Below are 24591 nucleotides of genomic sequence, written 5' to 3'. Positions count from 1 at the left end.
GATCGGAAGCGGATCGCCTAGGCTCGGCCGCGAGATGAACGGCAATGACACGAGCGGCTCCGCGGGCAACCACACACCGCTGGAGCCCAAGGCCGACCGGGAGACGGTGCGACGGCACAATCTCAGCCTGGTGCTGCGGGCTGTCCGCGACGAGGGCGAGGTGACGCGGGCCGGTGTCTCGGCGCGGGTGGGGCTGACCCGTGCGGCCGTCTCCTCGCTGGTCGAGCAACTCCTGGAGAGCGGCTTCCTGTCAGAGTCCGGGAAGACGTTCAGCGGTCAGGCCGGCCGGCCCGGCACGGTACTGAAAGTGGCCCGTACCGGCGTCGCGGGCATCGGGGTCGAGATCAACGTCGACTATGTGTCGGTGTGTGTGGTGGATCTGGCGGGCACCGACCGGGTGCGTCTCGTCGAGCACCTCGACAACCGTGGCGCGCCGCCCGCCCGGGTACTCGCCCGGGCTGCCGGGATAGCTGCCCGGGCGCTGACGTCGGCCGTCGAGCAGGAGCTGCGGCCGGTCGGCGCGGAGCTGGCACTGCCGGGGCTCATCTCGGCGGGTACGGTCCGGCAGGCGCCCAATCTGGGCTGGACCGGGGTCGCGGCCGAGGCTCCGTTCGCCGAGGCGCTCGCAGCGCTGCGGCCCGGCCTGCCCGCGCTGCCGGTGCACGCGGAGAACGAGGCCAATCTGGCGGCCCTGGCCGAGCTGTGGTTCGGCGGTCTGGGCGAGGTGCGCAGCTTTCTCTATCTGTCGGGCGAGATCGGCGTCGGCGGCGCGCTGGTCCTGGACGGTGAACTGCTGCGCGGGGCGCACGGATTCGCCGGGGAGATCGGCCATGTCGTGGTGTCCGCTGACGGCCCCGAGTGCCGCTGCGGCTCGCGGGGCTGTCTGGAGCAGTACGCGGGTCAGTCGGCGTTGCTGCGGGCCGCGGGCATCGACGAGTCCACCGGCGCCGCGGGCGTGGCCGAACTGGAGCGCCGGGCCGGCACGGGCGACGAACGCGCGGTGACGGCGATCGCACAGGCCGGGCTGATGCTGGGCCGGGTGCTGTCCGGCGCGGTGAACCTCTTCGACCCGGACGCGGTGGTGCTCGGCGGGATCTACCGGCCGCTACTGCCCTGGCTGTCGCCGCCGGCCGGCGGCGAGCTGGCCGGCCGGGTGGTGTCGGGGCTGTGGCCCGAGGGCAGCGGGCGGTTGCGCGCCTCGTCGGCGGCTGCGGACGCGGCGCGCGGCGCGGCGGCTCTCGTGGTGCGGGACGTGCTGGCCGACCCGGTGGCGTACGCGGTGTCCTAGGAGGCAATCCAGCCCCGCCGGCGTTTGAGGGGCGGGGTCCGGGGCGGAGCCCCGGCAAGCACCCGGGCTGTCAGCGCACGCCGAGAAGGTGGTCCATGGCCAGCTGGTCCAGGTACTCGAAGGCCATGCCCCGCTCGGCCGCCGCCTCGACGTCGAACTCCTCGAACGACGCACGGTCGGTGAGCAACCCGGACAACCCGTCCTCGGCGGTGGGGCGGGCCAGCTCGTCGAGGCGAGCGGCCCGCAGCGCCTCCTGTACCCGCGGATCCGCGCGGAAGGCGGCGGCCCGCTCCTTGAGGATCAGATAGTTGCGCATACAGCCGGCCGCCGATGCCCACACCCCGTCGAAGTCCTCGGTACGCGGCGGCTTGAAGTCGAAGTGCCGCGGCCCTTCGTAGCCGCCTGTCTCCAACAGGTCGACCAGCCAGAACGCGGAGCGCAGATCGCCGGCGCCGAAGCGCAGGTCCTGGTCGTACTTGATGCCGCTCTGCCCGTTGAGGTCGATGTGGAAGAGCTTGTCGGCCCACATCGCCTGGGCGATGGAGTGCGTGAAGTTCAGCCCGGCCATCTGCTCATGGCCGACCTCCGGGTTCACGCCGTACAACTCGGGCCGCTCCAGGCGCTCGATGAAGGCCAGCGCGTGGCCGACGGTGGGCAGCAGGATGTCCCCGCGCGGCTCATTGGGCTTGGGCTCGATGGCGAACCGCAGGTCGTACCCCTGCTCGGTGACGTACTCCCCCAGCAGGTCGAAGGCTTCCTTCATCCGGTCCAGAGCGATGCGTACGTCCTTCGCCGCGCCCGACTCCGCGCCCTCGCGGCCGCCCCAGGCGACGTAGGTACGGGCCCCGAGCTCGGCGGCGAGGTCGATGTTGCGGATGGTCTTGCGCAGCGCGTAACGACGTACGTCCCGGTCGTTGGCGGTGAAGCCGCCGTCCTTGAAGACAGGGTGGGTGAAGAGATTGGTGGTGGCCATCGGCACCACCAGACCGGTCGCGTCCAGCGCCTGCCGGAAGCGCTTGATGTGCGATTCACGCTCACCCTCGGTAGCGCCGAAGGGGATCAGGTCGTCGTCGTGGAACGTGACGCCGTACGCCCCGAGCCCGGCGAGGTACTGCACGGATTCAACGGGGTCCAGCGGCGCCCGGGTCGCCTCTCCGAAGGGGTCCCTGCCCTGCCAGCCGACCGTCCAGAGGCCGAAGCTGAACCTGTCCTCGGGGGTGGGTGTGAAGCGTTCCGACATCGCCATGACCGCCTTCGATCCAGGGTTTGTTTTCATACCTTACTAATACTGCACCCGTCCATGTGATCACAGGAGCCCATCAGTACCTGTTCTCGATCTGTTCGCGCGGGACCGGGTGACGTAATTTGTTGGGTGTCGGCCAAAATAGGCCGGGAGGGAGAGGTGAGGCAATGCCGACCCAGACGGTCGTCATCGGCGTGGACAGCTCGACCCAGTCCGCCAAGGCCGCGTTCATCGACGCCGCCACCGGCCGTACGCTCGCCGTCGGCCGGGCCGCGCACCAGGTCACCGGCGAGAGCGGCGCACGCGAGAGCGATCCCGAGGTCTGGTGGCACGCGCTGCGCGAGGCCGTCGCCATGGGCCTCAAGGAGTCCGGTCTCGCCGCGTCGGCCGTGACCGGCATCGCGGTCGCCGGGCAGCAGCACGGCCTGGTCGTCCTCGACCGCGCCGGGCATCCGGTGCGTCCCGCGCTGCTCTGGAACGACACCCGCTCGGCCCCCCAGGCCGCCGCCCTGACCGAGGCGCTGGGCGGCCCGGACGCCTGGACGGCGCGTACCGGATCGGTGCCGGTGGCCTCGATGACGGCCGCGAAGTGGCAGTGGCTGCGTGAGCACGAACCGCGTGCGGCCAAGGCAGCGGCCGCGGTCCGCCTTCCCCACGACTTCCTCACCGAACGGCTGGCGGGCATCGCGGCCACCGACCCCGGCGACGCATCGGGCACCTGCTGGTACTCCACCGCCGGCGGAGCGTACGACCCCGAACTCCTCCAACTGATCGGCCTGGACGCCGACTTGCTGCCCGAGGTGGCCGCCACCGGCGCGGCCCGTATCGGCTCGCTGACCGCCGCTGCCGCCGCGGAACTCGGCCTGCCCGCCGGCATCGCGGTCGCCGCGGGCACCGGCGACAACATGGCCGCCGCCGTCGGCCTCGGGCTCGGCGGCGCCGGGCTGCTTGATCATCCGGCCCTCAGCCTGGGCACCTCCGGCACGGTCTTCGCCGCCAGCCGCACCCGGCCGGCGTCCACGGCACTCGCCGGGTTCGCCGCAGCCGACGGTACGTACCTCCCGCTGGCCTGCACGCTGAACTGCACGCTCGCGGTCGACAAGATCGCCGCCCTGCTGGGCCTGCACCGCGACACCGCCGAGGCGGGCGGTGAGGTCGTGCTGCTGCCCTACCTCGACGGCGAGCGCACCCCTGATCTGCCCGCCGCCTCAGGTCTGCTCACCGGGCTGCGCCACACCACCAGCCGCCAGCAACTCCTCGGCGCCGCCTACGAAGGCGCGGTCGTGACGGTACTGCGCGCTCTCGACGAGGTGCTGCGCACCTGCGGCCTCGACCCGACCGACAGGGAAGTCGCCGCCCGCCCGCTGCGACTGGTGGGCGGTGGGGCCAAGGGGCGGCACTGGGTGGAGACCGTACGCCGCCTCTCCGGCCGCCCCCTGCTGATTCCCGAGAGCGGCGAACTGGTCGCCCTCGGTGCGGCGGCGCTCGCCGCGGGCGCAGCGACCGGCGAGGATCCGGTGGCGGTGGCGGGCAGCTGGCAGGTCGGGAACGCGGCCGAACTGCCGCCGGTGGAACGGGACATGGAGACATGGGAGCGGGTCTCCTCCGTACTGGAGCGGGCGGCGCCGACCTTGCTCAGCTGATCGGCGACGGCCGACGAGAGAGTGGACGCGGGTCCGATCCGGGCTCTTCGGGCCGGACAGCACCGTGGAGCGCGGTCGTCGTGACAGACTCGCGAGGACCGCGCCGCCCGTCGTCGCGCCCGTCGTGCCGCCCTTCATCACCACCGTCATCACCACCGCCATCACGCCCGGACTCGATCTCGATCGGCACTCAGGAGGCCGCTCCCGATGACCCCGCCCGCCCGGACCGCGAAACAACGCAAGCAGGACGTACTGAGCCGGCTCGAGCGGGACACCGACGTATGGGTGGCCACGGCCGACGCAGACAGCGGGACCCCTTATCTGATTCCGCTGTCGTTCCTCTGGGACGGCACCACCTTGCTGGTGGCCACAGCGGCTTCCAGCCCGACCGCCCGCAATCTCCAGGCCACCGGCAAGGTCCGCCTCGCCGTCGGGCCCACCCGCGATGTCGTCCTCATCGAGGGAACGGTGCAGGCGCTGGCAGCCGCCGATCTCCCGGACGGGACCGGCGACGCCTTCGCCGACAAGACCGGCTTCGACCCGCGCCGGCTCAGCAGCACCTATCTCTACTTCCGCATTCACCCCCAGCGGCTCCAGGCCTGGCGCGAAGAGAACGAACTCAAGGGCCGCGAGCTCATGCGCGACGGACAATGGCTCATCCCCGAATGAGCGGCGAGAACGCCCCTGAGCGGCCGCCGTACGTTCTGCAGCCCATCGGCCGGGTCGAGTCTCCCTTGCTACGTCGCGCCGAGGCTCCGAAGCAGGGTGACGAGGGTTCGCCCGAGGCGTGGCTGGTGTTCGAGCAGGGCGTGGCGGAGGGTATTCGCGACCTGCAGGCCGGGACCGAGGTGCTCGTGCTGACCTGGCTCGACCGCGCCCGCCGGGACGTGCTGGCGGTGCGCCCGCGCGATGATCGGTCGCGGCCGGAGACGGGCGTGTTCAGCACTCGCTCCCCCGACCGTCCCAATCCGGTGGGGCTGCACTGCGTGGAGATCGTCGCCATCGAGGGGCTACGGGTCCGTGTGCGCAACCTGGAAGCCTTGGACGGCACACCCGTCATCGACGTGAAACCGTTGCTCGGCCGAGGCTCAGAGCGCTGACGCGGAACGGACGCACGGCGGACGACGTACGGCGGACGGCGGACGGCGGACGGCGGACGAAAGGCGACGCGCTGCGGCTTCACGAAGCGCGTCCGCGCGAGGCTCAGCCCATCACCAGCAGCACTCCCGCGTACGAAACCCCCGCCACCACCGCCCACGCGCACAGCCCGAGCGCCGCGACCCGCCCGCCCGTGCGCGTCAGCGACGGCAGGTCGACCGCGCTGCCCAGGCCGAACAGCGCGGCGGCCAGCAGTAGTTCCTGCACCCGCTGCGCCGCGTCGATCGCGGCCGTCGGGAGCAGGCCTGTGCTGCGCAGGGCCACCATCGCCAGGAAGCCGACCACGAAGAGCGGGACGAGCGGAAGCCGCTTCCTGCCTGCCGTATCGGAGCCCGATGCCGCGCCGGCCCGCCGTCGGCGGCGTACGGACACGGCCACCGCAGCGACGAGCGGCGCGAGCAGCGCCACCCGCATCAGCTTGACCAGGACCGCCTCACCGAGCGCGCCGGGACCGGCGGTCTGCGCGGTGGCGACGACCTGGCCCACGTCGTGCACGCTCGCGCCGACCCACCGGCCGAATTCCGCGTCGCTCAGCCCCAACGGCTGCTGCAGCAGCGGCAGTACGGCGATGGCGAGGGTCCCGCACAGGGTCACCAGCGCCACCGATGTCGCCGCGTCGCGCTCGTCGCTGTCGGTCGCTTCGCTCACCGCGCCGATCGCGGACGCACCGCAGATCGAGTACCCGGCGGCGATCAGCAGCGGCTGGTCGCCGGGCAGCCCCATCCGGCGGCCCAGCCACCAGGTGCCGAAGAAGGTCAGCGTGACGACTCCGAGGACCATCGTGACCGTCGCCCAGCCGAGTCCGAGCACATCGTCCAGGCTCAGCTTCAGTCCGAGCAGCACAATGCCGATGCGCATCAGGCGTTTCGCGGCGTACGAGAGTCCCGGGCGGGCCGCTCCCCGGACGATCGAGCGCGCCACCGGCAGATGCGCGGCCACGATGCCCAGCACCACGGCAGCGGTCAGCATCGGTATGTCCGGCACCAGTTGATGCACGGACCAGGCCACGGCGACGCCGAGCACCGCGAGCGCGAGCCCGGGCCAGTGAGCCGGCGCCGAGACGGAGCCGGACGGTGAGGCTGTGGCCGCCCGTTCCCGGAGCAGCGCCATCAGCGGTCGGCCGGCAGTTCGTAGACCCGGCGGACGCTCGTGCCGAGACGGGAGATGTCCGCTCCGTAGACGTGGAGCGATATCGCCCGGTCCGCGCCCGCGTTCCAGACCCGGTGGATGTCGCCGGGCGGAGCGAAGCCGCACACCGCGCCCTGCGCGTTGATCACATCTCCGGTGGCGACCAGGCGCGCGGCCGTGCCGGTCGTCGGGGACGGGAGGAGGCGGTAGCGCCGCTCGCGCTCCTCGCCCTCGTGCACACCCGTCGTACACCACGACACATGGTCGTGCACGGACGTGCCCTGTCCCGGCAGCCAGACCAGCGCGACGACCGAGAAGCTCCCGTCGTGCTCGGCGTGGAGCAGATGCTGGCGGTAGCACGCGGGGTCGCTCTCACACTGCTCCGGTGTGAGCAGATCGTCCGCTCCGAGATGCGGCGCCAGGCGTTCACCGACCAGATACGCCGTCAGGTCCGGTGGCAGTCCGCGCCCGACGGCCTCGCGCACCTCGGCGATCAGCGCGTCGAGACGGTCGGTCGTACGCGCCGCCCGGAAGGCTGCGGAGGCACTGGATGCGGTCGAAGTGGTCATACGGGCAGCGTCGTGCCGCCTGATCCATTACGTCCAACGAGGGTTTCTTCGCGACTTCCCAAGCCCCGCTTATGAGTTCAGCTCATGACTCAGCTCATGACGTCAGCAGCCGATCTTGTTCGCGGCGACCGTCTTGAGCTCCTCGAGAACCAGAGCCGTCGCCGGAATCCGCAGATGCTCCCGCAGGATGTACGCCGAGATCTGCCGCCGCCTGGCGGGCTGCAGCGCCCGCCCGGTGACCTTCCGGTGGCAGAGGAAGTTCAGTACGAGCGCCGGGATCATGGCGACGCCGAGACCTTCGGCGACCAGGCTCTGCACCACAAGATTGTCGTCCGTGGTGAACGCGATGTCCGGCGCGAAGCCCTGTTCCGCGCACTCGTGGAGGAGGTTGGCCCGGCAGCGCAGACACCCCGCTATCCACCGCTCCTCCGCCAGATCCCCCAGCTGCACCGCCCGCCGCCGCGCCAGCGGATGCCCGGTCGGCAGCAGCACCGTCAACTGATCCTCGAGGAGCGGGATCTCCACCAACTCGTCGGGTACGTGTTCGTGCAGCCCGGGATAGGTGAACGCAAGCGTGATGTCGCACTCGCCGCGCACCAGCCGCTGCAGCGACTCCGGCGGCTCGTTCTCCAGCAGTTCGACGCGGACCCCGGGATGGCCGGCGGCCAGCCGGGCCATCGCCTCGGGGATGATGGTGGCGTTGGCGCTGGGGAAGGCACAGACACGGACGCGTCCGGCGCGCAGCCGGGTGAGGGCGCCCACCTGCTGCTGGGCCGCGGACATGCTGTCGAGGATGACCGCGGCGTGCCGCGACAGCGCCTCTCCGGCCTCGGTGAGGCGCATGCCGCGGCCGACCCGGATGAACAGCGGTGTGCCGACGTCCCGTTCGAGGGCCTTCATCTGCTGCGTGATCGCCGGCTGCGTATAGCCGAGCGCGCGAGCGGCCGCGGAGTACGAACCGGTGCGGACCACTTCATGGAACGTTTTGATGTGCCGGGAATCGAACACACGCGCATCATAAGCAGAATTTGGGTACCGCGGGACCGGGGCCTCCCGCTCCCGCCCGACCGGGCTACGACTACGGCTTGCGTGCCACTCCCGCGTACAGCGAGGCCGCCTCGTTCCCTTCGGTGACTTCGTCCACGCCGAGCTCCGGGTGCCACTGCGTCAACTGCACGATGCCGGGCTCCGTCAGCTCGAGGTCCTCGAAGAAGCGGCCGATCTCGGCGTACGAGCGCGGCACCAGCCTGACGCCGCCGGCCGCGTACATGTCGACGCCCCGCTGGACGGCCAGCGGGTCGAAGTCGGCGGTGAGCTGTGACAGTACGAGGTAGCTGCCGGACGGCAGCGCGTCCACCAGTCGGCGCACCAGCTCGTACGGGCTGTCGTCGTCGCCGACGAAGTGCAGCAGCGCCACGAGCGAGAGGGCGATCGGCCGCTCGAAGTCCAGGATCTTCCTGGCCTGTTCGAGGATGCGGCCGGGGTCGCGCACATCCGCCTGGATGTAGTCGGTGACGCCTTCCGGGGTGCTGCGCAGCAGCGCCGCCGCGTGGGTGAGCACGATCGGGTCGTTGTCGGTGTAGACGACGCGTGACTCGGGGGCGGCGGTCTGGGCTATCTGGTGCAGATTGGGCTCGGTGGGGATGCCGGTGCCGACGTCCAGGTACTGGCGCACGCCCGCCTCACCGACCAGCCACCGGGTGGCACGGTGCATGAACCACCGGTTGGTCCGGGCGACATGCTTGGCGCGGTTGTCGATGCTCATGATGTGGCGGCCGAGTTCCTCGTCGACCGGGTAGTTGTCCTTGCCGCCCAGGAACCAGTCGTACACCCGGGCCGGATGCGGCTTGCTGGTGTCGATCCGTGCGGCAGCCGGCTCGGTCCCGGTCATACGAAGCCCCCAGATACTCAACGTCAAAGGTTGATCGATCATGCGATCCTCGCAGCAGGAATCTCCTGCGGCAAGTAACTCCTCGTGTGACGTGGGGAGTTCACGACCGTTCGGTCCGTGAGAGGCGGTATGGACACCGGGTGCGGGTGCGGGAGTGCAGGCAACCAGCACTCTCACCGGCATGTTCATGCCCACGTCCACATGAATGGATCCTGCTTACAGGTGCGTGCTGCTACCGCCGTCACGATCAGCGCGGTCCTCACGGCCGGGGCAGCACACGCCGCCCCGTCCCCCCACTCCCACCGCACCACACCTCGCCCGTCGCCACCTGGGCGGCCAGCACCGACCGGCTCGTACGGTGGCCGCGCAGGAGCGGACCTACCCTCCGCGCCGAAGAACGAGGCGGTCCTCATCCACCAGGGAGAGTGCGTGAGTGCACTGTCCGCGTACTCACGCTCGGATTCACCCAAGTGCCAAGTGGTCCGCGATACGGGAGTGATCGTCCAGCTCTGTCCGCAAACGCCGCAGCCGTTCATCGACCACGGTACTCACTCGCCCCCACCTCGCCGCTCCCCCGCCACTTCGAGCTCTCCGAGGATGAAGGCGAACCGGTCGGGGAACACGACGACGGGCTCCGGGTGGGCAGCGCGCATCTCCTCGATCCCCTTCTCGATCTCGCTGTCGCTGAACGTGGCGAGCAGAGACATGTAGCGGGCACGCACCATGCCCAAGTACTTGTCCCGGTCGATGCGCAGCTCGTGCTCGACGTGGGTGAGGTCGGCGTCCAGCCCTGCGCCGCGCAGGTGGCCCACGATGCCGGCCGGGTCGGGCTGCAGCTCCTCGAAGCGGGTGAGAGCAGCTTCGAACAGCGGGTACTGGATGGTGGCCGGGAGCATTACCACCAGCAGCCTGCCTCCCGGCGCCAGTCGTTCGGACAGGCCGCGGAGTGTGTGGGCCGGGTCGGGCAGGTGGTGCACGGACTCCTTCAGCCACATCGCGTCGAGCTCTTCGTACGGAAGATCGCGGCGCCCCTCGGCGATGTCCTCGGCGGAGGCGACGATCGGCGTCAGACCGGGAGGGGGTGGTGTGCCGATCTGGCGCAGCATCGCCTCGGACGGATCGACGCACAGGATGGGCTGGCGAGGCTGAAGCGACTTCGCGACTTCACTCGCGAACAGGCCGGTGCCGGAGCCGATGTCGGCGATGCGGTCGGTGGCGGTGAGTCGCAGCGCTTCCGCGATGCGGGCTGACATCCATGGGATGTAGTCCGGTCCGTACACCCAGTGTTCGTCGTACTCGGCAGCGAGCCCCTCATAGTGCCCCCGCACATCGCGCCGCTCCACGATCCCCCTCGCGTGTCACCGATGCTGTTGTGCCGTCCAACGACAGGCTATCGCGGGGTATCGGAGCGACACCGCGGCGAGGGCGACCAGCCCGCGCCTGCTAGTCGACCGGTTTAATGTCGGTGTTATGAACCACGCGCCCCAGTGCTTCCAGCTCATTCCCGGCGCCGCCGACTCGCCGGTAATCCTTCACGTCCCGCACTCCTCGCGGATCATTCCCGAATCGGTGCGTGACGGAATCGTGCTGGACGACCGTGCGCTCGAGTTGGAGCTGGACCACATCACCGACTCCCACACGGCCGAGATCGCCGCCGCCGCAGTGGAGGCCGCGCCCGTCATCCCCTGGCGGTTCGTCAACGGCCTGTCCCGCCTAGTGATCGACCCCGAGCGTTTCCCGGACGAGCGCGAGGAGATGCTGGCGGTCGGCATGGGCGCGGTCTATACGCAGACCACGCACCGCGAGCGGCTCCGGCCGCCGGGCGCGGACCCCCGGCCGCTGATCGAGCGCTACTTCCGTCCCTATGCGGAGGCGATGACCGCGGCGGTCGGCGAGCGGCTGGCAGCCACCGGACGTGCCGTCGTCATCGACATCCACTCGTACCCCACCGAGCCCCTGCCCTACGAGCTGCACGGCGACGGGCCGCGCCCGCCCGTCTGCCTCGGTATCGACGACTTCCACACTTCCCCGCAGCTGCTGGCTCACGCAGAGAAGGTGTTCGACGACTTCGGCGGCACGGGGATCAACAGCCCGTTCGCAGGCACCTACGTACCGCTGAAGTACTACGGCAAGGACCCGCGCGTCAGCGCCCTGATGATCGAGATCCGGCGGGACATCTATATGACGGAGCCGGGCGGCCCGGCGGGTTCGGGCCTCGCGGCACTCGCCGGCGCCGTGGCCGGCCTGGTCGACGCCGTGTCCCGGGTGTAGAGCGGCGCCGTCATACGCGCGGCACCAGCGTGAAGTAGCGGTCCAGTACCCCCCGGTCGCCCTTTACGTCGATCCGCGTCGCCGGGATCCGCTGCCACAGGAACAGCATCAGGTCCGACGCCGTGCCGGACACCTCGACGTCGCACGGATCGCCGCCGTCCGTGACCAGGATGTCGTCGCCCTCGAACTGCACCGTCCAGGAGTCCGTGCCGTCGGTACGGCTGAAGCGGTATCGCTCGCCCGATCCGCGCGGGGCCGAGTTGCGGCTTCGGCCGGCCGGCACCATGACCTCGAAGGTCTGGGCGATCGCGTCCGTCGCGAGCTCCGGGTCGACCGGGCCGGGCTCGCCCGTCGCACGTTCGGCGTCCCAGCGGTGCACGGCTGCCTCGATGACCTGCATCCGCAGCCAGAAGCCGACGGTCTGCTGCGTCGACCATGTCCACACCGAGTCGCTCGAGTCGCTGCTTCGGAAGGTGGACTCCAGCGTGGCGGCTCCGTCCGCGAACCAGTCGATCAGGCCCTCCGCCAGCGGTCCGTGGTTGGGGGCCGCGCCCAGGACCGGCCAGCCCTCGCGGTCCTCGGGCAGCCGGTAGATCACGGGGTCCATGGGATCGAGGGCCCGCGTGGGCCGTTCTTCGAGGACGCGGATCACGTATCGGTGCACTCCGCCGAGATGCTGGACCAGATCGGACATCGTCCAGTCGGGGCAGCTCGGGACCGCGGGTGCTTCATCCGCGCCGACGGCCCTGCGGGCGGCCGCCTCGAACGCAAGGATCTCGCGGTGGAAGTGCGCGGCATAGTCCATGGCGTCACTCTGCCATCCGGCTTCCGGCGGCCACCTGCCCGAAATGGTCATTCCCCGCTCCTTCCCGGCCACTTCGATTCATTGTCCCGTTGACGGCAGCCGCGTTCGCCGGGCTGGGCGCTCAAGGGGGCGCCGAGTAAAGGAGACCGGAAGGTGCAATTCGGTGGGGGCGGCGGTGCCGTCCGAGCGCCACAGCAGGACGCCGTACTGGCCGGAGCCGACGAGCTCGGCGACCCGCGGCAGCGACTTCGGTACGGGATTCCGGGTGAGCGTGGTCGAGCCGTCGCGTGAGCGGTCCTCGGCCACCTGCCTGCAGTCTCAGGCTCCGTCGCGGATGGCGGAGAGCAGACGGGCACAGCGTGCGCTCATGTCGTGCGCGGACAGGTCGGGGTGGGAGACCCACCAGCCGACGAGGGCGCCGACCGTGCCCGTCCACACATGCTTGAGGGCGTCCGCGTCGAGGGCGTCGTCATTGCCGTGGCCGCGCAGCAGCGCGGCGGTGCCGGAGGCCGCCAGGTCGTCGGTGGCCGCGCGGTGGCGGTGGGCGGCGCGCCACGGTTCGGAGCCGGGTGGCAGGGTCCGGTCGTACAGCACAAACCAGGCGTGCCGCTGTTCCTCCAGCGTTTCGAAGACCGCGGTGAGGACCGCGTGGGGCAGCCGGTCCCCCGACGGGCTCGACGCCATGGCCGCGTTGATCGCCGCGAGGAGGCGGTGGCCGATGTGTTCGAGACAGGCCGCGTAGAGACCGTCCTTGGAGCCGAAGTACGTGTACAGCATCGGCTTGGTGACGCCGACGCGCCGGGCGATCGCGGCCATCGACGCCGCGGCGTGGCCGTGCCTGCCGAACTCCTCCAGGGCCGCGGACACGATCTGTTCCTCGCGGCGGGCGCGCGGGACGCCCTTGGTCCCCGCGCCGCGGCTCTGGCCCCGGGTTCCTGGCGCACCGCCACCGGCGGACGCGACGGAGTCTGCCGGATCAGGTGCGGCCGAGGCTCTTGCAGTGGTCATGGCGGAGACTATACGTTGCGGTAACTTACCAAGAGGTAAATTACCGAGAGGTCAATACACGTGGTCGACAGCACTTCGCCCGTGACCCCGCCCGTATCCCACTCCAACTCCTCGCGGAACCGCTCCTGGTGGGGCTGGGGTACGGCGGACGAGGCACTGCCCGACACCGAATGCACGGCACTCGGTGGGCTGGTCCCGGGCTCGGCGGCCACCCCACTGCCGGTGCCGGACATCTCCGCCCTCGAACTGCCCAAGGTGCGTATCGAGCCGCCCTCCGCGCTCGCCCCTCTGATGTCGGCCGCTCCACGGGACCGGGCATCGCACACCTACGGCAAGGCGTACCGCGATGTGGTCCGGGCCCTGAACGGAGACCTCTCGGCCGCACCCGACCAGGTCGCCCACCCACGCACGGAGCAGGATGTGATCGATGTCCTCGACTGGGCGGCGGACGCGGACGTCGCCGTCGTGCCGTACGGAGCGGGCAGTTCGGTCGTCGGCGGGGTCGAGTACCGCGCGGACCGGCACCGCGGTGTGGTGTCAATGGATCTCTCGTCCCTGGGCCGCGTACTGGAGATCGACCCTGTCAGCCGGGCCGCCCGGATCCAGGCCGGCGCCCTGGGCCCCGACCTCGAAGCGCAACTGCGGCCGCACGGACTCACCCTGCGCCACTTCCCACAGAGCTTCGAGTTCTCCACCCTGGGCGGCTGGCTGGCCACCCGTGCCGGCGGGCACTACGCCACGCTCTACACCCACATCGACGACCTGGTGGAGTCGCTGCGCGTGGTGACGCCCGTAGGGGTCAACGAGTCGCTGCGGCTGCCCGGTTCGGGAGCGGGTCCCTCCCCCGACCGGATGTTCCTGGGGTCCGAGGGCACGCTCGGCGTGATCACCGAGGCCTGGATGCGGCTCCAGGACCGCCCGCGTCACAAGGCGTCGGCCACGGTGCTGTTCAGCGACGTCCACGCCGCGATGAACGCCGTACGCGCCATCGCGCAGTCGGGCCTGCACCCGGCCAACTGCCGGCTGCTCGACCCCGGGGAGGCCGCTCTGGCAGGTGTCGCGCGGGACGGCGAGAGCGTGCTCGTCCTCGGTGTGGAGTCGGCCCATTCCCCTGTCGGCGAGCGCCTCGCCGAACTCGTCATCCTGGCCCGTGACCACGGCGGCTCACCCGCTCCGGCTGGCACCGACGCCGAAGACGCCGCCGCCGGCACCTGGCGCTCGGCGTTCCTGCGGATGCCGTACCTCCGTGACGCGCTCGCCCGGATGAGCGTGATCACCGAGACGTTCGAGACGGCCTGCACCTGGGACCGTGCACCGGGACTGTACGAGTCGGTGCGCAGGGACCTGGGAGACGCCGTACGGGAGGTGACGGGCGCCGCCGGCACGATCAACTGCCGTTTCACCCATGTCTACCCGGACGGGCCCGCGCCCTACTTCACCGTGATCGCGCCGGGGCGGCGCGGCGAGGAAGTCGCGATGTGGGACGAGATCAAGTCCGCGGCGATGCAGATCCTCACCGACCACGGCGCGACCGTCACCCACCATCACGCGGTCGGCCGCGACCACCGGCCGGGCTACGACCGCCAGCGTCCTGAGCCGTTCGCCCACGCCCTCCGGGCCGTGAAGCAGTCGCTCGACCCTGCCGGAATTCTCAACCCGGGCGTGCTTTTCGATCCGGCTGTTGCCGGCTGACCGGGTCGTTCGCGGGAGTTCAGCGCGGAGCGGGCGCCGCGGCGACGGCCGAGTTGGTCACCGCCGCCGACACCCTGTCCCAGCCGGAGGACATCAGGACCTATCCACGGCCCTCCGACCACTCCGCCAGCTCCTCTCGCGCCGCTTGCAGCAGCTCGGCCGAGGGTGCCGTCGCGCTGTTCGTCACCAGGGCGTAGTGCAGGCTGCCGGAGTCCCCGGCGGTGAGCAGGAGGCGACGGCTGCCGGTTCCGCCGGGCTCGGGGGCGACGGCGATCGGTGTGCTTCTCGTGTACGCGGGAGGCCCGGTGACCGCGCCGAGGTCGGAGACCACCGTCGTGCGGGGAGAGTCGAAGGAGGCCGGAAGGTGCAATTCGGTGGGGGCGGCGGTGCCGTCCGAGTGCCACAGCAGGACGCCGTACTGGCCGGAGCCGACGAGCTCGGCGACCCGCGGCAGCGACTTCGGTACGGGATTCCACGTCAGGGTCGTCGAGCCGTCGCGTGAGCGGTCCTCGTAGGTGAAGGCGAGCGCGCGGCCCGCGGTGGCGCTGGGGTAGAGGCGGTCCAGCAGCCTGGCGTCCTGGCGCAGCACCGCCTTGCCCGAGTCGTCGAGGCGGATCGCCGACAGGTCCTCCTCGTTCCAGGCGTCCGCGGCGGTCAGGACCTTGTTCGGGTTGCCGTTCATCAGCTCGTGGTGGCGGCCGTGGTGGATGTCCCACTGCCATTGCGAACCGGACAGCACCGGCCCTGACTGCTCGGGCTTCGACCACCAGCCGGCGCCGGGCAGCCGGGAGTCCAGGGCCTGGTACATCGCTTTGCCGACCGTCGGGGCCTTGTCGGAGACCGTCCCGGTCAGCGGATGGCCGAACTCGCTGACGACCGCCGCTGTCGCGGAGGCGGCCGCGCGGTCACGGACGGCGCCGAAGTCCCCGGCGTACTGGCCGTCGGCGGCCTTGCCCCACATGAAGACGCCGGAGATCGCCTTCTGGTCGTAGAAGTGGGTGTTGAAGACATACCGCGAGCCGAGCATGCCGGCGTCGAGGAGGCCGCCCTCCTGCTTCTGGAAGAAGAGATTGGAGTTCCAGAAGAGGTTCGGCTCCACGAAGGCGGGCTTGTTCTGCCACCCGGCCGCGTCCATGCGCGCCCGGAACCTCGTATAGAAGGGCCAGAGCACGTCCCGCTCCCACATGCGGCTGCTCTGACCGGAGTCGTACGAGCCGGCGTGCGGCTCGTTGTACGGGTCGAAGCCTGCGACCGCCGCGAACTCGGCGCCGTCGAGGTGCTCGGCGAAGTAGGTCATCGTCGCCTGAGCCGTCGCCAGAAAGGCGTCCTGGACGCCGCCGCGGTTGTGCCAGAAGTCGTACGCCGCCCGCTTCACGGCCTCGTTCTGAGTGATGTTCTGGCCCCAGAAGAGACAGATCCCGCACGACTCGTGTGGATAGCCACCCGCCTCGACCACCCATTTGGGAGCTCCGTCGCCGGTGTACCAGCTGCCTTCGTTGAACAGGTGCCGGGAGTAGAGGTCCTGGTGGAAGTCGGGGTAGACGCGGATGCCGGCCTTCAGGAAGGCCCGCATCTGTGCGGTGGCGGCGGCGAGGTACGCGCGGTCCACCTGGCCTCGTACGGGTTCGGCGTGGGCCCACGACAGCAGGAAGCGCGCGCTGTTGCCACCGCCGAGCGCGCGCAGCGCGGTCGCGGACTTCTCGGCGTCGGCGACGGAGGCGAAGGGCAGTCCGCCGTTCTCCTCCAGCTTGGTCTCGCCGGAGACGTTGTAGCCACGGAGTACCACCTCGCGACCGAGGCCGTCGGTGAAGCGTCCGTGGTCGACCGTGAACGCCGCGGCCGCCTGCTCGTCGAACCAGAGTGATCCGGGCAGCGGCGCGGCGGCGGACGGCGCGCCGTCGATGGTCAGGGACGCGGTCAGCAGGATGAGGACACCGATCAGACGCGTGCGCATCTTCGACATGCCCACCACAATCTTGACGGTCCGTCAGATTGTCAATGGTGTCGAGACCCCCACACACCGCGCTTTCGACCGGAATCGACCATTCCGCCCGGGTCCGGCGCAGCTCCGTTATACGGCTATTTCACTTCTACGGGCGGCCGAACCACTTTCTCCGGAATGGGCACCCATAAGACCGAGCAACACCCTCTCAACACCTGCCGGAAACACTCCCTACACATAGACACCTGCGGCACGTGCGACACCTGAAACAAGGAGGGGTTCTTCAGGGAATCTGCACACGGAATACGCAGGCGTCACACGGCCTCCAGTGCGCCCTCCCCGCGCTGACCTGCCCATCCGTCGTTTGATGCGGGAATGTCCCCTTCGGCGCCAAAGGAGCGCCGGTTCAGCGCAATTGAGCTGTGCGGATACGTGAAGAAGATGACGCCAATCCATGGATGCGCGTGCACGCGACGTTATTCAACGGCCCTGTACCGCCCCGATCGGGAGCTGTCCGATTCGCCGCACAACGCGCCTGCGTGCTTTGATCCTTCGCACTGCGGGAGTCGAAAGACTCCATCGCAGCAATTCGAGTTAGTCATGCGAAGGGAAGCTCATCATGAACTCCACCCCCCAGGTTGAGACCCAGGTAATCTCCGACGCCGACCTGGACAACGTGTCCGGTGGTCTGGTGGGCCAGGCTGCGGGCGCCCTCACCGGCACCGTCGACTCCGTCGTCCCGGTCTCGGGTGTCATCGGCGCCGCCTCCGGCACCGTCGGCTCCGTCGTCGGCACCGCCGAGGGCCTCACCGGTCTGAACACCGCCGGCGTCACGGGCCTCGTCGCCGGTCTCTGAGCCGGTCCTGTGCCGCTGAGAGCGGCACAGCCAAGCGGTGACTACGGCTCGTCGGCGTTCCCCTCCTGCCGACGCGCCGGACCTCATGCCCCGGATCCCCCACGGGTCCGGGGCATGCGGCCGCCGCCCGCGCGCCACCATGGGTGCGCGCTGATCCCCCGAAGAACCAGTGCAGTTGAGGGAAGAGTGTCGTGCAGTTCCGCCAACAGGCCCTTTCCAAGCTGCAGTCGCCCGAGGACATCGATCTGCCGGTGCGTTTCGCCCGGCCACAGGGCTGGCTCGTCCTGACCGTCACGGTCATCGTCATGATCGGCGCATCCGTCTGGGCACTGACCGGCTCCGTGTCGTCCACCATCGGCGCACCGGGAATCCTCACTCATGCGCAGGGCAGCTATGTCCTGCAGAGCCCCGTCGCGGGCCAGGTCACCGAGGTACTCGCCGAGGAAGGCCGGCGGGTTCCCGCCAACACGCCCCTGGTGAAGGTCCGTACGGCGCAGGGCAGCACCGTCGTCCGCACGATCGCCGCAGGCCGGCTGACCACACTCGCCGCCACGATCGGCTCCGTGGTCACGACCGGATCGGATGTGGCGGCCGTGGAGCGGGTCGACAAGGCCGACGATCCCCTGATAGCGATGCTGTACGTGCCGGCCGACAGCGGATCGACGGTGCCCGTGGGCGCGACGGTGGACATCACCGTCCAGTCGGTGCCGACGCAGCAGTACGGCGTGCTGCGCGGCAAGGTGAAGGCCGTCGGCCGGACCGCCCAGACCCGCCAGCGGATCACCGCCCTCCTCGGCAGCAGCCAGCTGGGCGAGCAGTTCTCGCAGCACGGCCAGCCCGTCGCGGTCCTGGTGCGCCTGGACCGTTCGTCGCAGACCAAGTCCGGTTACGCCTGGTCCTCTTCGGACGGTCCGCCGTACGCAGTCGACTCCATGACCCTGGCCACCGGCGCCATCCATCTGGCCGAGCAGCATCCGATCGATTGGCTGCTTCCATGACCGCGCAGCAGCAACTGCCACCGGCGGGCCGCGGCCGGCACCGCCCCGAGAACGCGCCGCCCCCTGGGCGCCGTGCGCGCCGCGCCCCCGCTCCTGCCCCCAAGGTCAAGAAGCGGAGGGCCGCTCGTACGCCCACCGTCCTCCAGATGGAGGCCCTGGAGTGCGGTGCCGCCTCGCTGGCCATGGTGCTCGCGCACTACGGGCGGCATGTCCCGCTCGAGGAGCTGCGTATCGCGTGCGGCGTCTCCCGCGACGGCTCACGGGCCAGCAATCTGCTGAAGGCCGCGCGCAGTTACGGTCTGCAGGCCAAGGGCATGCAGATGGAACCGGCAGCGCTCGCCGAGGTGCAGGCGCCGGCCATCCTGTTCTGGGAGTTCAACCACTATGTCGTCTACGACGGCATGGGACGCAAGTTCGGCCGACGGGGCGTTCACATCAACGACCCCGACAAGGGCCGCCGCTTTGTGGCGATGGAGGACTTCGACACCAGCTTCACCGGCGTCGCCCTGGTCTTCGAGCCCGCCGACAACTTCCGCCGTGGCGGCCGCAAGCCGGGAGTCATGGGCGCCGTGCCCGCGAGGCTGCGGGGCACGAAGGGCACCCTGCTGGCCTCGTTGCTGGCCAGCCTCCTGCTCGTCGCGGTCGGCGCGGCGGTGCCCGCGCTGAGCCGTACGTACATCGACATGTTCCTGATCGGCAATCAGACCTCGCTGCTGGGACCGCTCTTCGCGTCGATGGCCGCGATGATCGGGCTCACCGCCGTACTGACCGGTCTCCAGCAGGCGAACCTGCTGCGCGGACGCATCATCTCTTCCACGCTCAGCAGCGCACGGTTCCTGCGGCATCTGCTGAGACTGCCGGTCACGTTCTTCGCCCAGCGCAGCCCGGCCGATCTGGTCCAGCGTCTGCAGTCCAACGACGCGGTGGCCGAAACGCTGGCGAGAGACCTCGCCGCCGCGGGCGTCGACGGGGTCGTGGTGATCCTCTACGCCGTCCTGCTGTGGACGTACGACCCTCAACTGACCGTCATCGGCGTGCTGATCGCACTGCTCAATGTGGTCGCGATGCGCATCGTGATCCGGCTGCGGGCCACCCACACCCAGAAGCTGCGCGCGGACAGCGCCAGGCTGACCAACACCTCGTACACCGGCCTTCAGCTGATCGAGACCATGAAGGCCACCGGCGGTGAGAACGGCTACTTCCGGCGCTGGGCCGGCCAGCACGCCACCACGCTGGAGGAACAGCAGCGGCTGGGCGTGCCGAGCGCGGCCCTGGCCGTCGTCGCCCCCACCCTCGCTGCGCTCAACAGTGCGCTGATCCTCTGGATCGGCGGACTGCGGGCGGTGGAAGGCCATATCTCGATCGGTCTGCTCGTCGCCTTCCAGGCGCTGGTGACCCGCTTCACCGCGCCGATCACCCGGCTGAACGGAGTGGCGGGCAGGATTCAGGACTTCGCGGCCGATGTGGCCCGGCTGAAGGACGTCGAGAGCTTCCCGGTCGACTCGCTGTACTCGCGCCGGGAGCGGGATGCGAGCACGCGCAGGCTCAAGGGCCATGTGACGCTGGAGAACATCACCTTCGGCTACAGCCCACTGGACAAACCACTGCTCAGCGGCTTCTCGCTGACCGTCGGTCCGGGCCGGCAGGTCGCCCTCGTCGGCGGATCCGGGAGCGGCAAGTCCACTGTCTCGCGGCTGATCTCCGGCCTCTACAGCCCGTGGGAGGGGACCATCCGGATCGACGGGCAGCGGCTGGAGGACATTTCCCGCAGCGCGCTGGCCGCCTCGGTCTCCTTCGTCGACCAGGACGTCTTCCTCTTCGAAGGCACCGTCCGGGACAACGTGGCGCTGTGGGACCCGTCGATCACCGACGAGGCGGTCGTCACCGCCCTGAAGGACGCCGCCCTCTTCGACGACGTGATCGCACGGCGGCCGGACGGCATCCACAGCCGGGTCGAGCAGGACGGCCGCAATTTCTCCGGCGGGCAGCGGCAGCGTCTGGAGATCGCCCGGGCGCTGGTCCGGCGGCCGAGCATCCTGGTCCTCGACGAGGTGACGAGCGCTCTGGACGCGCAGACGGAGCAGACCATCATCGACAATCTGCGGCGGCGCGGCTGCGCGTGCGTCGTGATCGCCCACCGGCTGAGCACGGTGCGCGACAGCGACGAGATCGTGGTCCTCGACCACGGTTCGGTCGTCGAGCGTGGCCGGCACGAGGACCTGGTCGCCGCCGGGGGCCCGTACGCCGAGCTGGTCAAGGAGCACTGACGTGTCATCCGTACATCCGTCCGCTCACCCGTCCGCTCAACCGTCCACTCACCCGTCCGGGGTCCTGGGGCCGGGCGTGACCGACGCGGTGACGTACGCGCTCGGCGGCCTCGGCACCCCCGTCGACTGCTCCGGCCTGCGCAGCGTGCCGCTGGAGGGGCCGCTGGTGCTCTGGCTCGTCATGGGCGGGTCCCTGGATCTGTTCGCGGTCGACACCGCTCAGCAGGGGCACTGGCACTTCCTCGGCCGTCTCGAGGCGGGAACGCTGCTGCTCGGCCCGGTCGAAGGCCCGCAGCACACGCTGCTCGGCAGGCCCTCACAGGACTGTCTGCTGCGCCGGATCGCGCTGCGGGAGCTGTACCGGCCCGAGTACGGCGAATACGGCGGCGGGCACGGCGGGTACGACGGGTACGACCCGTACGCAGCGCAGTACGACACCCAGTACCAGGCGCCGACTCCGCTGGAACATGCCTTCGCACTCGGCATCGGCCGCAGCCTGGGCGTCCTGTTCGAGGCCCCGCTGGAGGACCGCCCGGCCATCGACGAGGCCGTGGCCGACGACGACATCCTGTGGATGCCGGTCCCGCCGGGCAGCGTGCAGTACGGCGCCTCGTACAGCGCCGAGGCGGCGGACGACCTCCTGGTCGACGGCGCGATGTGGCAGCAGATGGTCAACCAGCAGTACCGGCTGCTGTCCGCGGTGGACCGCTGGATCGAACGGCTCGAGCGCGCTCACGAGGACCGTACGGCGGCCGGCATCAAGGCGGGCGAAGCCGTCCGCGCACGGGCCGACCAGGCGCTGCTGGCGTCCATCGGCAAGCGGGACCGGGCCGGACGGGCAACTGCCGCCGTGGACCGGGCCACCGACGACGCCACGTTCGCCGTCTGCCGCCGGGTCGCGGAGGCGGCCGGGATCACCCTCACCGAGCCCCCGAGGAGCGGCGCGGTCAACGACCGCGTCAGTCCGGTGGAGCGGATCGCGGTCGGCTCGCGGATCCGTACCCGCCCGGTCAGGCTCGACGGCCGCTGGTGGCGTACGAACTCCGGTCCCCTGGTGGGACATTGGGCGAAGTCCGGAGCACCGGTGGCGCTACTGTGGCGCCGTGGGCGGTACGAGGCGGTGAACCCGGCATCGGGTCTGCGACGGCGCATCGGCAAGGACAGCGCGGACGAGTTCGAGCCGCGCGCCACAATGTTCTACCGCCCGCTGCCGGAACGTCCCATGACCCCGTGGCGGCTGCTCCGCTTCAGCCTGCGCGACTCCGGGACCGACGTGCGCAATCTGGCCCTGGCAGGGCTGGTGACGGTCGCTCTCGGTGCGCTGGTGCCGATCGCGACCGGCCAGGTGCTCGGCGTGTACGTACCGACGGCCGAGAGAAGCCTCATCGTCCAGCTCTCACTGGCCGTCATGATCGCCAGCATTGTCTCCGCCGCTTTCATGCTGTTGCAGAACCTGACCGTGCTGCGGATGGAAGGGCGTATGGAGAGCGCGCTCCAGCCGGCCGTATGGGACCGGCTGTTGCGGCTGCCGACGAAGTTCTTCACCGAGCGCTCCACCGGAGAGCTCGCCAGTGCGGCGATGGGAATCAGCACCATCCGGCGGGTACTGTCCGGCATCGGCCCGGTGGCCGTACAGGCAGGCACGGTCGGTGCGATGAACCTCGTTCTGCTGCTCTGCTACAGCGTGCCGCTGGCGCTGGCGGCGATCGCCATGCTGGTCGTCATCGGAGCCGTGTTCCTCGGGATGGGCATGTGGCAGCTGCGGTGGCAGCGGCAGCTGGTCGAGCTCGGCAACAAGCTGAACAACCAGGCGTTCCAGACCCTGCGCGGACTTCCCAAGCTGCGTGTCGCCGCGGCGGAGAGCTTCGCGTACGCCGCCTGGGCCCGGGAGTTCGCCCGCTCCCGCGAACTGCAGCAGCGGGCGGGCCGGATCAGGAACCTGACCACGGTCCTCGACGCGGTCTACCTGCCGCTCTGTTCGCTCCTCATGTTCATGCTGCTGGCCGGTCCCGCCCGCGGCAGCATGTCGGCCGGCGAGTTCCTTACCTTCAACACCTCGGTGACGATGCTGCTGACCTCGGTCACACAGATCTCCGGGGCGCTGCTCTCGGCCGCTGCCGTCCTGCCCATGTTCGAACAGGTCAAGCCGGTCCTGGACGAGGCGCCGGAGGTCCGCGGCACCAGCGCGCAGCCCGGCGCACTCTCCGGCGGGATCGAGGCCCGAAAACTCTCCTTCCGCTACTCCGACGACGGCCCACTCGTCCTCGACGATGTGTCGCTTCAGGTGCAGCCGGGCGAGTTCGTGGCGATCGTCGGCCCCAGCGGCTGCGGGAAGTCGACACTGCTCCGGCTCCTGATCGGCTTCGACAAGCCGGCCTCGGGCAGCGTGCTCTACGACGGCCAGGATCTGGCCGCTCTGGACCAGTCGGCGGTACGCCGCCAGTGCGGGGTGGTCCTGCAGAACGCGCAGCCGCTCACCGGATCGATCCTGGACTGCATCTGCGGCGCCGAGGCCTTCAGCCAGGAAGAGGCGTGGGAGGCCGCCGAGATGGCCGGCCTCGCCGAGGACATCAAGCGCATGCCGATGGGTCTGCACACCATGATCGCCGGCAGCGGTGCGATCTCCGGCGGCCAGCGCCAACGCCTGATGATCGCCCAGGCTCTCATTCGCCGCCCGCGCATCCTGTTCTTCGACGAGGCCACCAGCGCGCTGGACAACGAGACCCAGCGCATCGTGATCGAGAGCACCCGCAGGCTGAGCGCGAGCCGGCTGGTGATCGCCCACCGGCTCTCCACGGTCATGGACGCCGACCGCGTGATCGTCATGTCGGACGGCCGGATCGTCGAGGAGGGCGCACCGTCCGAACTGCTCGCGCGTGCGGGCGGCCATCTGCACGAACTGGTGCGCCGCCAGATGGCGTGATGACCGCCCGCACCGACGACAACGGTCGGCCCAGCCCGCTCCGGACGCCAATGAGTGGCACCGCCGGCTCTATGACCGAGCCGTGTTCGGAGGTCTCATTGGCATGGTCAGGTAATTCGCCTGCCGTTTCTCTTCGGGCGAATCCAGAACTGCTGTGCCCGATGTGGCGCGCATTTGCTGTTCAGGCAGAACTGAAGGCGAACGCACCGTCTGCAACAGGAGGAACGCCACGAATTTCAGTGGCGTGTGGACCATCAAGCAGAGCAACGGACCCGGCGTCGAGTTCGACTTGTCGCCGAACGATCCATGGCCGCGCATGCGCCGGGCGCGGATCCCGGCAGGGATCCGCGCCCGGACCGGCCGCATGCGTTTTCGTCAGTGACCGGAGCTGTAGTAGCCGCCGAGCTGGTCGCGGTACGCGGGGTCACCGAGGTGCTTTTCCTTGTCGAACTCGGGCGAGGCCTTGATCTCGTCCTTGGAGCGGGAGACCCGGATCGTCCTGTCCTCGTGGTCGATGCCGGTGATCGTGCCGGCCGGGAGCATGACCTCCTTGCCGAATATCCAGACACCGGTGTCGACGACGATGTACTGCGAGCCGACCTCGGTGGAGTGCTTGTCGACCTTGCCGATGTGCCCGTCGGTGGCCTCGACCTTGTAGCCCGTCAGATCGTCGTCCGGGGTGTGGCCCGCGGTCGGAACGTAGCCCCAGATGTGCTCACTCATAGAAACTCCCTCATATTGGAGACGCAGGGAAACAGTTGAATCGGCAACCGCCGCACATCAGCCGAGAAGATGCGCTTCCCTTCGGTGCGGCGACTCCAGGCGAGTTCCCTGCATCTTCTTCCTCACACCGAATAACGAGCTTCTTCCTGAAACCGGCGGGGCGGCGAACTGGAGGCGCAGATGCCG

The 24591-nt window shown here is 70.0% G+C and carries 21 protein-coding genes; 10 read left to right on the top strand and 11 right to left on the bottom strand.

Translation table 11 applies throughout. From position 1 onward, the window contains the following. The first annotated feature begins 34 nt into the window (after positions 1-34). Positions 35-1288 (top strand): ROK family transcriptional regulator, encoded by a 1254-nt coding sequence (locus tag OG735_RS34880; protein ID WP_327327117.1) that lies wholly within the window; start codon positions 35-37, stop codon positions 1286-1288. 70 nt (positions 1289-1358) lie between these two features. Here OG735_RS34880 and xylA read toward each other — a convergent pair whose 3' ends face one another. Beyond that, positions 1359-2528, bottom strand: coding sequence for a xylose isomerase (gene xylA, locus OG735_RS34875; RefSeq protein ID WP_327328561.1), 1170 nt, complete (start codon positions 2526-2528; stop codon positions 1359-1361). Between the two features lie 170 nt (positions 2529-2698). On the opposite strand from xylA, the gene xylB reads away from it, so the two are divergent. From xylB to tsaA, 3 genes are all read left to right on the top strand, one after another. Continuing rightward, positions 2699-4174 carry a xylulokinase gene (xylB, locus tag OG735_RS34870; RefSeq protein ID WP_327327116.1) on the top strand — a complete coding sequence of 492 codons (1476 nt, stop codon included), beginning with the start codon at positions 2699-2701 and terminating at the stop codon, positions 4172-4174. Positions 4175-4381: 207 nt separating this feature from the next. Further along, a complete protein-coding gene (locus OG735_RS34865) occupies positions 4382-4843 on the top strand; it encodes a pyridoxamine 5'-phosphate oxidase family protein (protein ID WP_327327115.1) in 462 nt (153 codons plus the stop codon). Beyond that, on the top strand, positions 4840-5274 hold the full coding sequence (gene tsaA, locus OG735_RS34860; RefSeq protein ID WP_327327114.1) for a tRNA (N6-threonylcarbamoyladenosine(37)-N6)-methyltransferase TrmO: 435 nt from the start codon (positions 4840-4842) through the stop codon (positions 5272-5274). The genes OG735_RS34865 and tsaA overlap by 4 nt, the downstream gene beginning before the upstream one ends. Before the next feature lie 103 nt (positions 5275-5377). On the opposite strand, the gene OG735_RS34855 is transcribed toward tsaA, so the two are convergent. From OG735_RS34855 to OG735_RS34835, 5 genes are all read right to left on the bottom strand, one after another. Then, positions 5378-6442, bottom strand: coding sequence for a YeiH family protein (locus OG735_RS34855; RefSeq protein WP_327327113.1), 1065 nt, complete (start codon positions 6440-6442; stop codon positions 5378-5380). After that, positions 6442-7029 (bottom strand): cysteine dioxygenase family protein, encoded by a 588-nt coding sequence (locus tag OG735_RS34850; protein ID WP_327327112.1) that lies wholly within the window; start codon positions 7027-7029, stop codon positions 6442-6444. Before OG735_RS34850 ends, OG735_RS34855 begins: the two co-directional genes overlap by 1 nt. Before the next feature lie 102 nt (positions 7030-7131). Continuing rightward, the gene (locus tag OG735_RS34845) at positions 7132-8037 is read right to left on the bottom strand and encodes a LysR family transcriptional regulator (RefSeq protein WP_327327111.1); all 906 of its coding nucleotides are present in this window, start codon (positions 8035-8037) and stop codon (positions 7132-7134) included. Between the two features lie 70 nt (positions 8038-8107). Next, entirely contained in the window at positions 8108-8920 is an 813-nt protein-coding gene (locus tag OG735_RS34840; RefSeq protein WP_327327110.1) for an SAM-dependent methyltransferase, read from the bottom strand. 548 nt (positions 8921-9468) lie between these two features. Continuing rightward, on the bottom strand, positions 9469-10263 hold the full coding sequence (locus OG735_RS34835) for a class I SAM-dependent methyltransferase (protein ID WP_327327109.1): 795 nt from the start codon (positions 10261-10263) through the stop codon (positions 9469-9471). Positions 10264-10390: 127 nt separating this feature from the next. On the opposite strand from OG735_RS34835, the gene OG735_RS34830 reads away from it, so the two are divergent. Beyond that, a complete protein-coding gene (locus OG735_RS34830; protein WP_327327108.1) occupies positions 10391-11191 on the top strand; it encodes an N-formylglutamate amidohydrolase in 801 nt (266 codons plus the stop codon). A 10-nt stretch (positions 11192-11201) separates the two neighbouring features. On the opposite strand, the gene OG735_RS34825 is transcribed toward OG735_RS34830, so the two are convergent. Genes OG735_RS34825 through OG735_RS34815 form a run of 3 tightly spaced genes read right to left on the bottom strand, consistent with a single transcriptional unit; the run spans position 11202 to position 13004 of the window. Then, positions 11202-12047: a maleylpyruvate isomerase family mycothiol-dependent enzyme gene (locus OG735_RS34825; protein ID WP_327327107.1), complete on the bottom strand. Its 846-nt coding sequence runs from the start codon at positions 12045-12047 to the stop codon at positions 11202-11204. A gap of 27 nt (positions 12048-12074) precedes the next feature. After that, positions 12075-12302 (bottom strand): hypothetical protein, encoded by a 228-nt coding sequence (locus OG735_RS34820; RefSeq protein WP_327327106.1) that lies wholly within the window; start codon positions 12300-12302, stop codon positions 12075-12077. A 12-nt stretch (positions 12303-12314) separates the two neighbouring features. Beyond that, on the bottom strand, positions 12315-13004 hold the full coding sequence (locus tag OG735_RS34815; protein WP_327327105.1) for a TetR/AcrR family transcriptional regulator: 690 nt from the start codon (positions 13002-13004) through the stop codon (positions 12315-12317). A 60-nt stretch (positions 13005-13064) separates the two neighbouring features. Between OG735_RS34815 and OG735_RS34810 the strand changes: the two genes are divergently transcribed. Next, complete coding sequence (locus tag OG735_RS34810; protein ID WP_442812541.1) at positions 13065-14696, top strand: FAD-binding oxidoreductase; 1632 nt, start codon at positions 13065-13067, stop codon at positions 14694-14696. A 100-nt stretch (positions 14697-14796) separates the two neighbouring features. Here the strand turns inward: OG735_RS34810 and OG735_RS34805 are convergent, their stop codons facing one another. Then, a complete protein-coding gene (locus OG735_RS34805) occupies positions 14797-16659 on the bottom strand; it encodes an endoglycosylceramidase (RefSeq protein ID WP_327327103.1) in 1863 nt (620 codons plus the stop codon). A 598-nt stretch (positions 16660-17257) separates the two neighbouring features. On the opposite strand from OG735_RS34805, the gene OG735_RS34800 reads away from it, so the two are divergent. From OG735_RS34800 to OG735_RS34785, 4 genes are all read left to right on the top strand, one after another. After that, on the top strand, positions 17258-17494 hold the full coding sequence (locus tag OG735_RS34800) for a type A2 lantipeptide (RefSeq protein WP_327327102.1): 237 nt from the start codon (positions 17258-17260) through the stop codon (positions 17492-17494). A gap of 191 nt (positions 17495-17685) precedes the next feature. After that, complete coding sequence (locus OG735_RS34795) at positions 17686-18492, top strand: HlyD family efflux transporter periplasmic adaptor subunit (RefSeq protein ID WP_327327101.1); 807 nt, start codon at positions 17686-17688, stop codon at positions 18490-18492. Continuing rightward, the gene (locus tag OG735_RS34790; RefSeq protein WP_327327100.1) at positions 18489-20759 is read left to right on the top strand and encodes an NHLP family bacteriocin export ABC transporter peptidase/permease/ATPase subunit; all 2271 of its coding nucleotides are present in this window, start codon (positions 18489-18491) and stop codon (positions 20757-20759) included. The genes OG735_RS34795 and OG735_RS34790 overlap by 4 nt, the downstream gene beginning before the upstream one ends. A 76-nt stretch (positions 20760-20835) precedes the next feature. Next, positions 20836-23682, top strand: coding sequence for an NHLP bacteriocin export ABC transporter permease/ATPase subunit (locus tag OG735_RS34785; RefSeq protein ID WP_327327099.1), 2847 nt, complete (start codon positions 20836-20838; stop codon positions 23680-23682). 375 nt (positions 23683-24057) lie between these two features. On the opposite strand, the gene OG735_RS34780 is transcribed toward OG735_RS34785, so the two are convergent. After that, positions 24058-24405 (bottom strand): PRC-barrel domain containing protein, encoded by a 348-nt coding sequence (locus tag OG735_RS34780; RefSeq protein WP_327327098.1) that lies wholly within the window; start codon positions 24403-24405, stop codon positions 24058-24060. Between the last annotated feature and the right edge of the window lie 186 nt (positions 24406-24591).

It is taken from the genome of Streptomyces sp. NBC_01210, from assembly GCF_036010325.1.
In the GTDB taxonomy this organism is placed as follows: Bacteria; Actinomycetota; Actinomycetes; order Streptomycetales; family Streptomycetaceae; genus Streptomyces.
The sequence above is the reverse complement of the archived record's forward strand: the minus strand, read 5'-3'. Positions and strand labels throughout refer to the sequence as shown.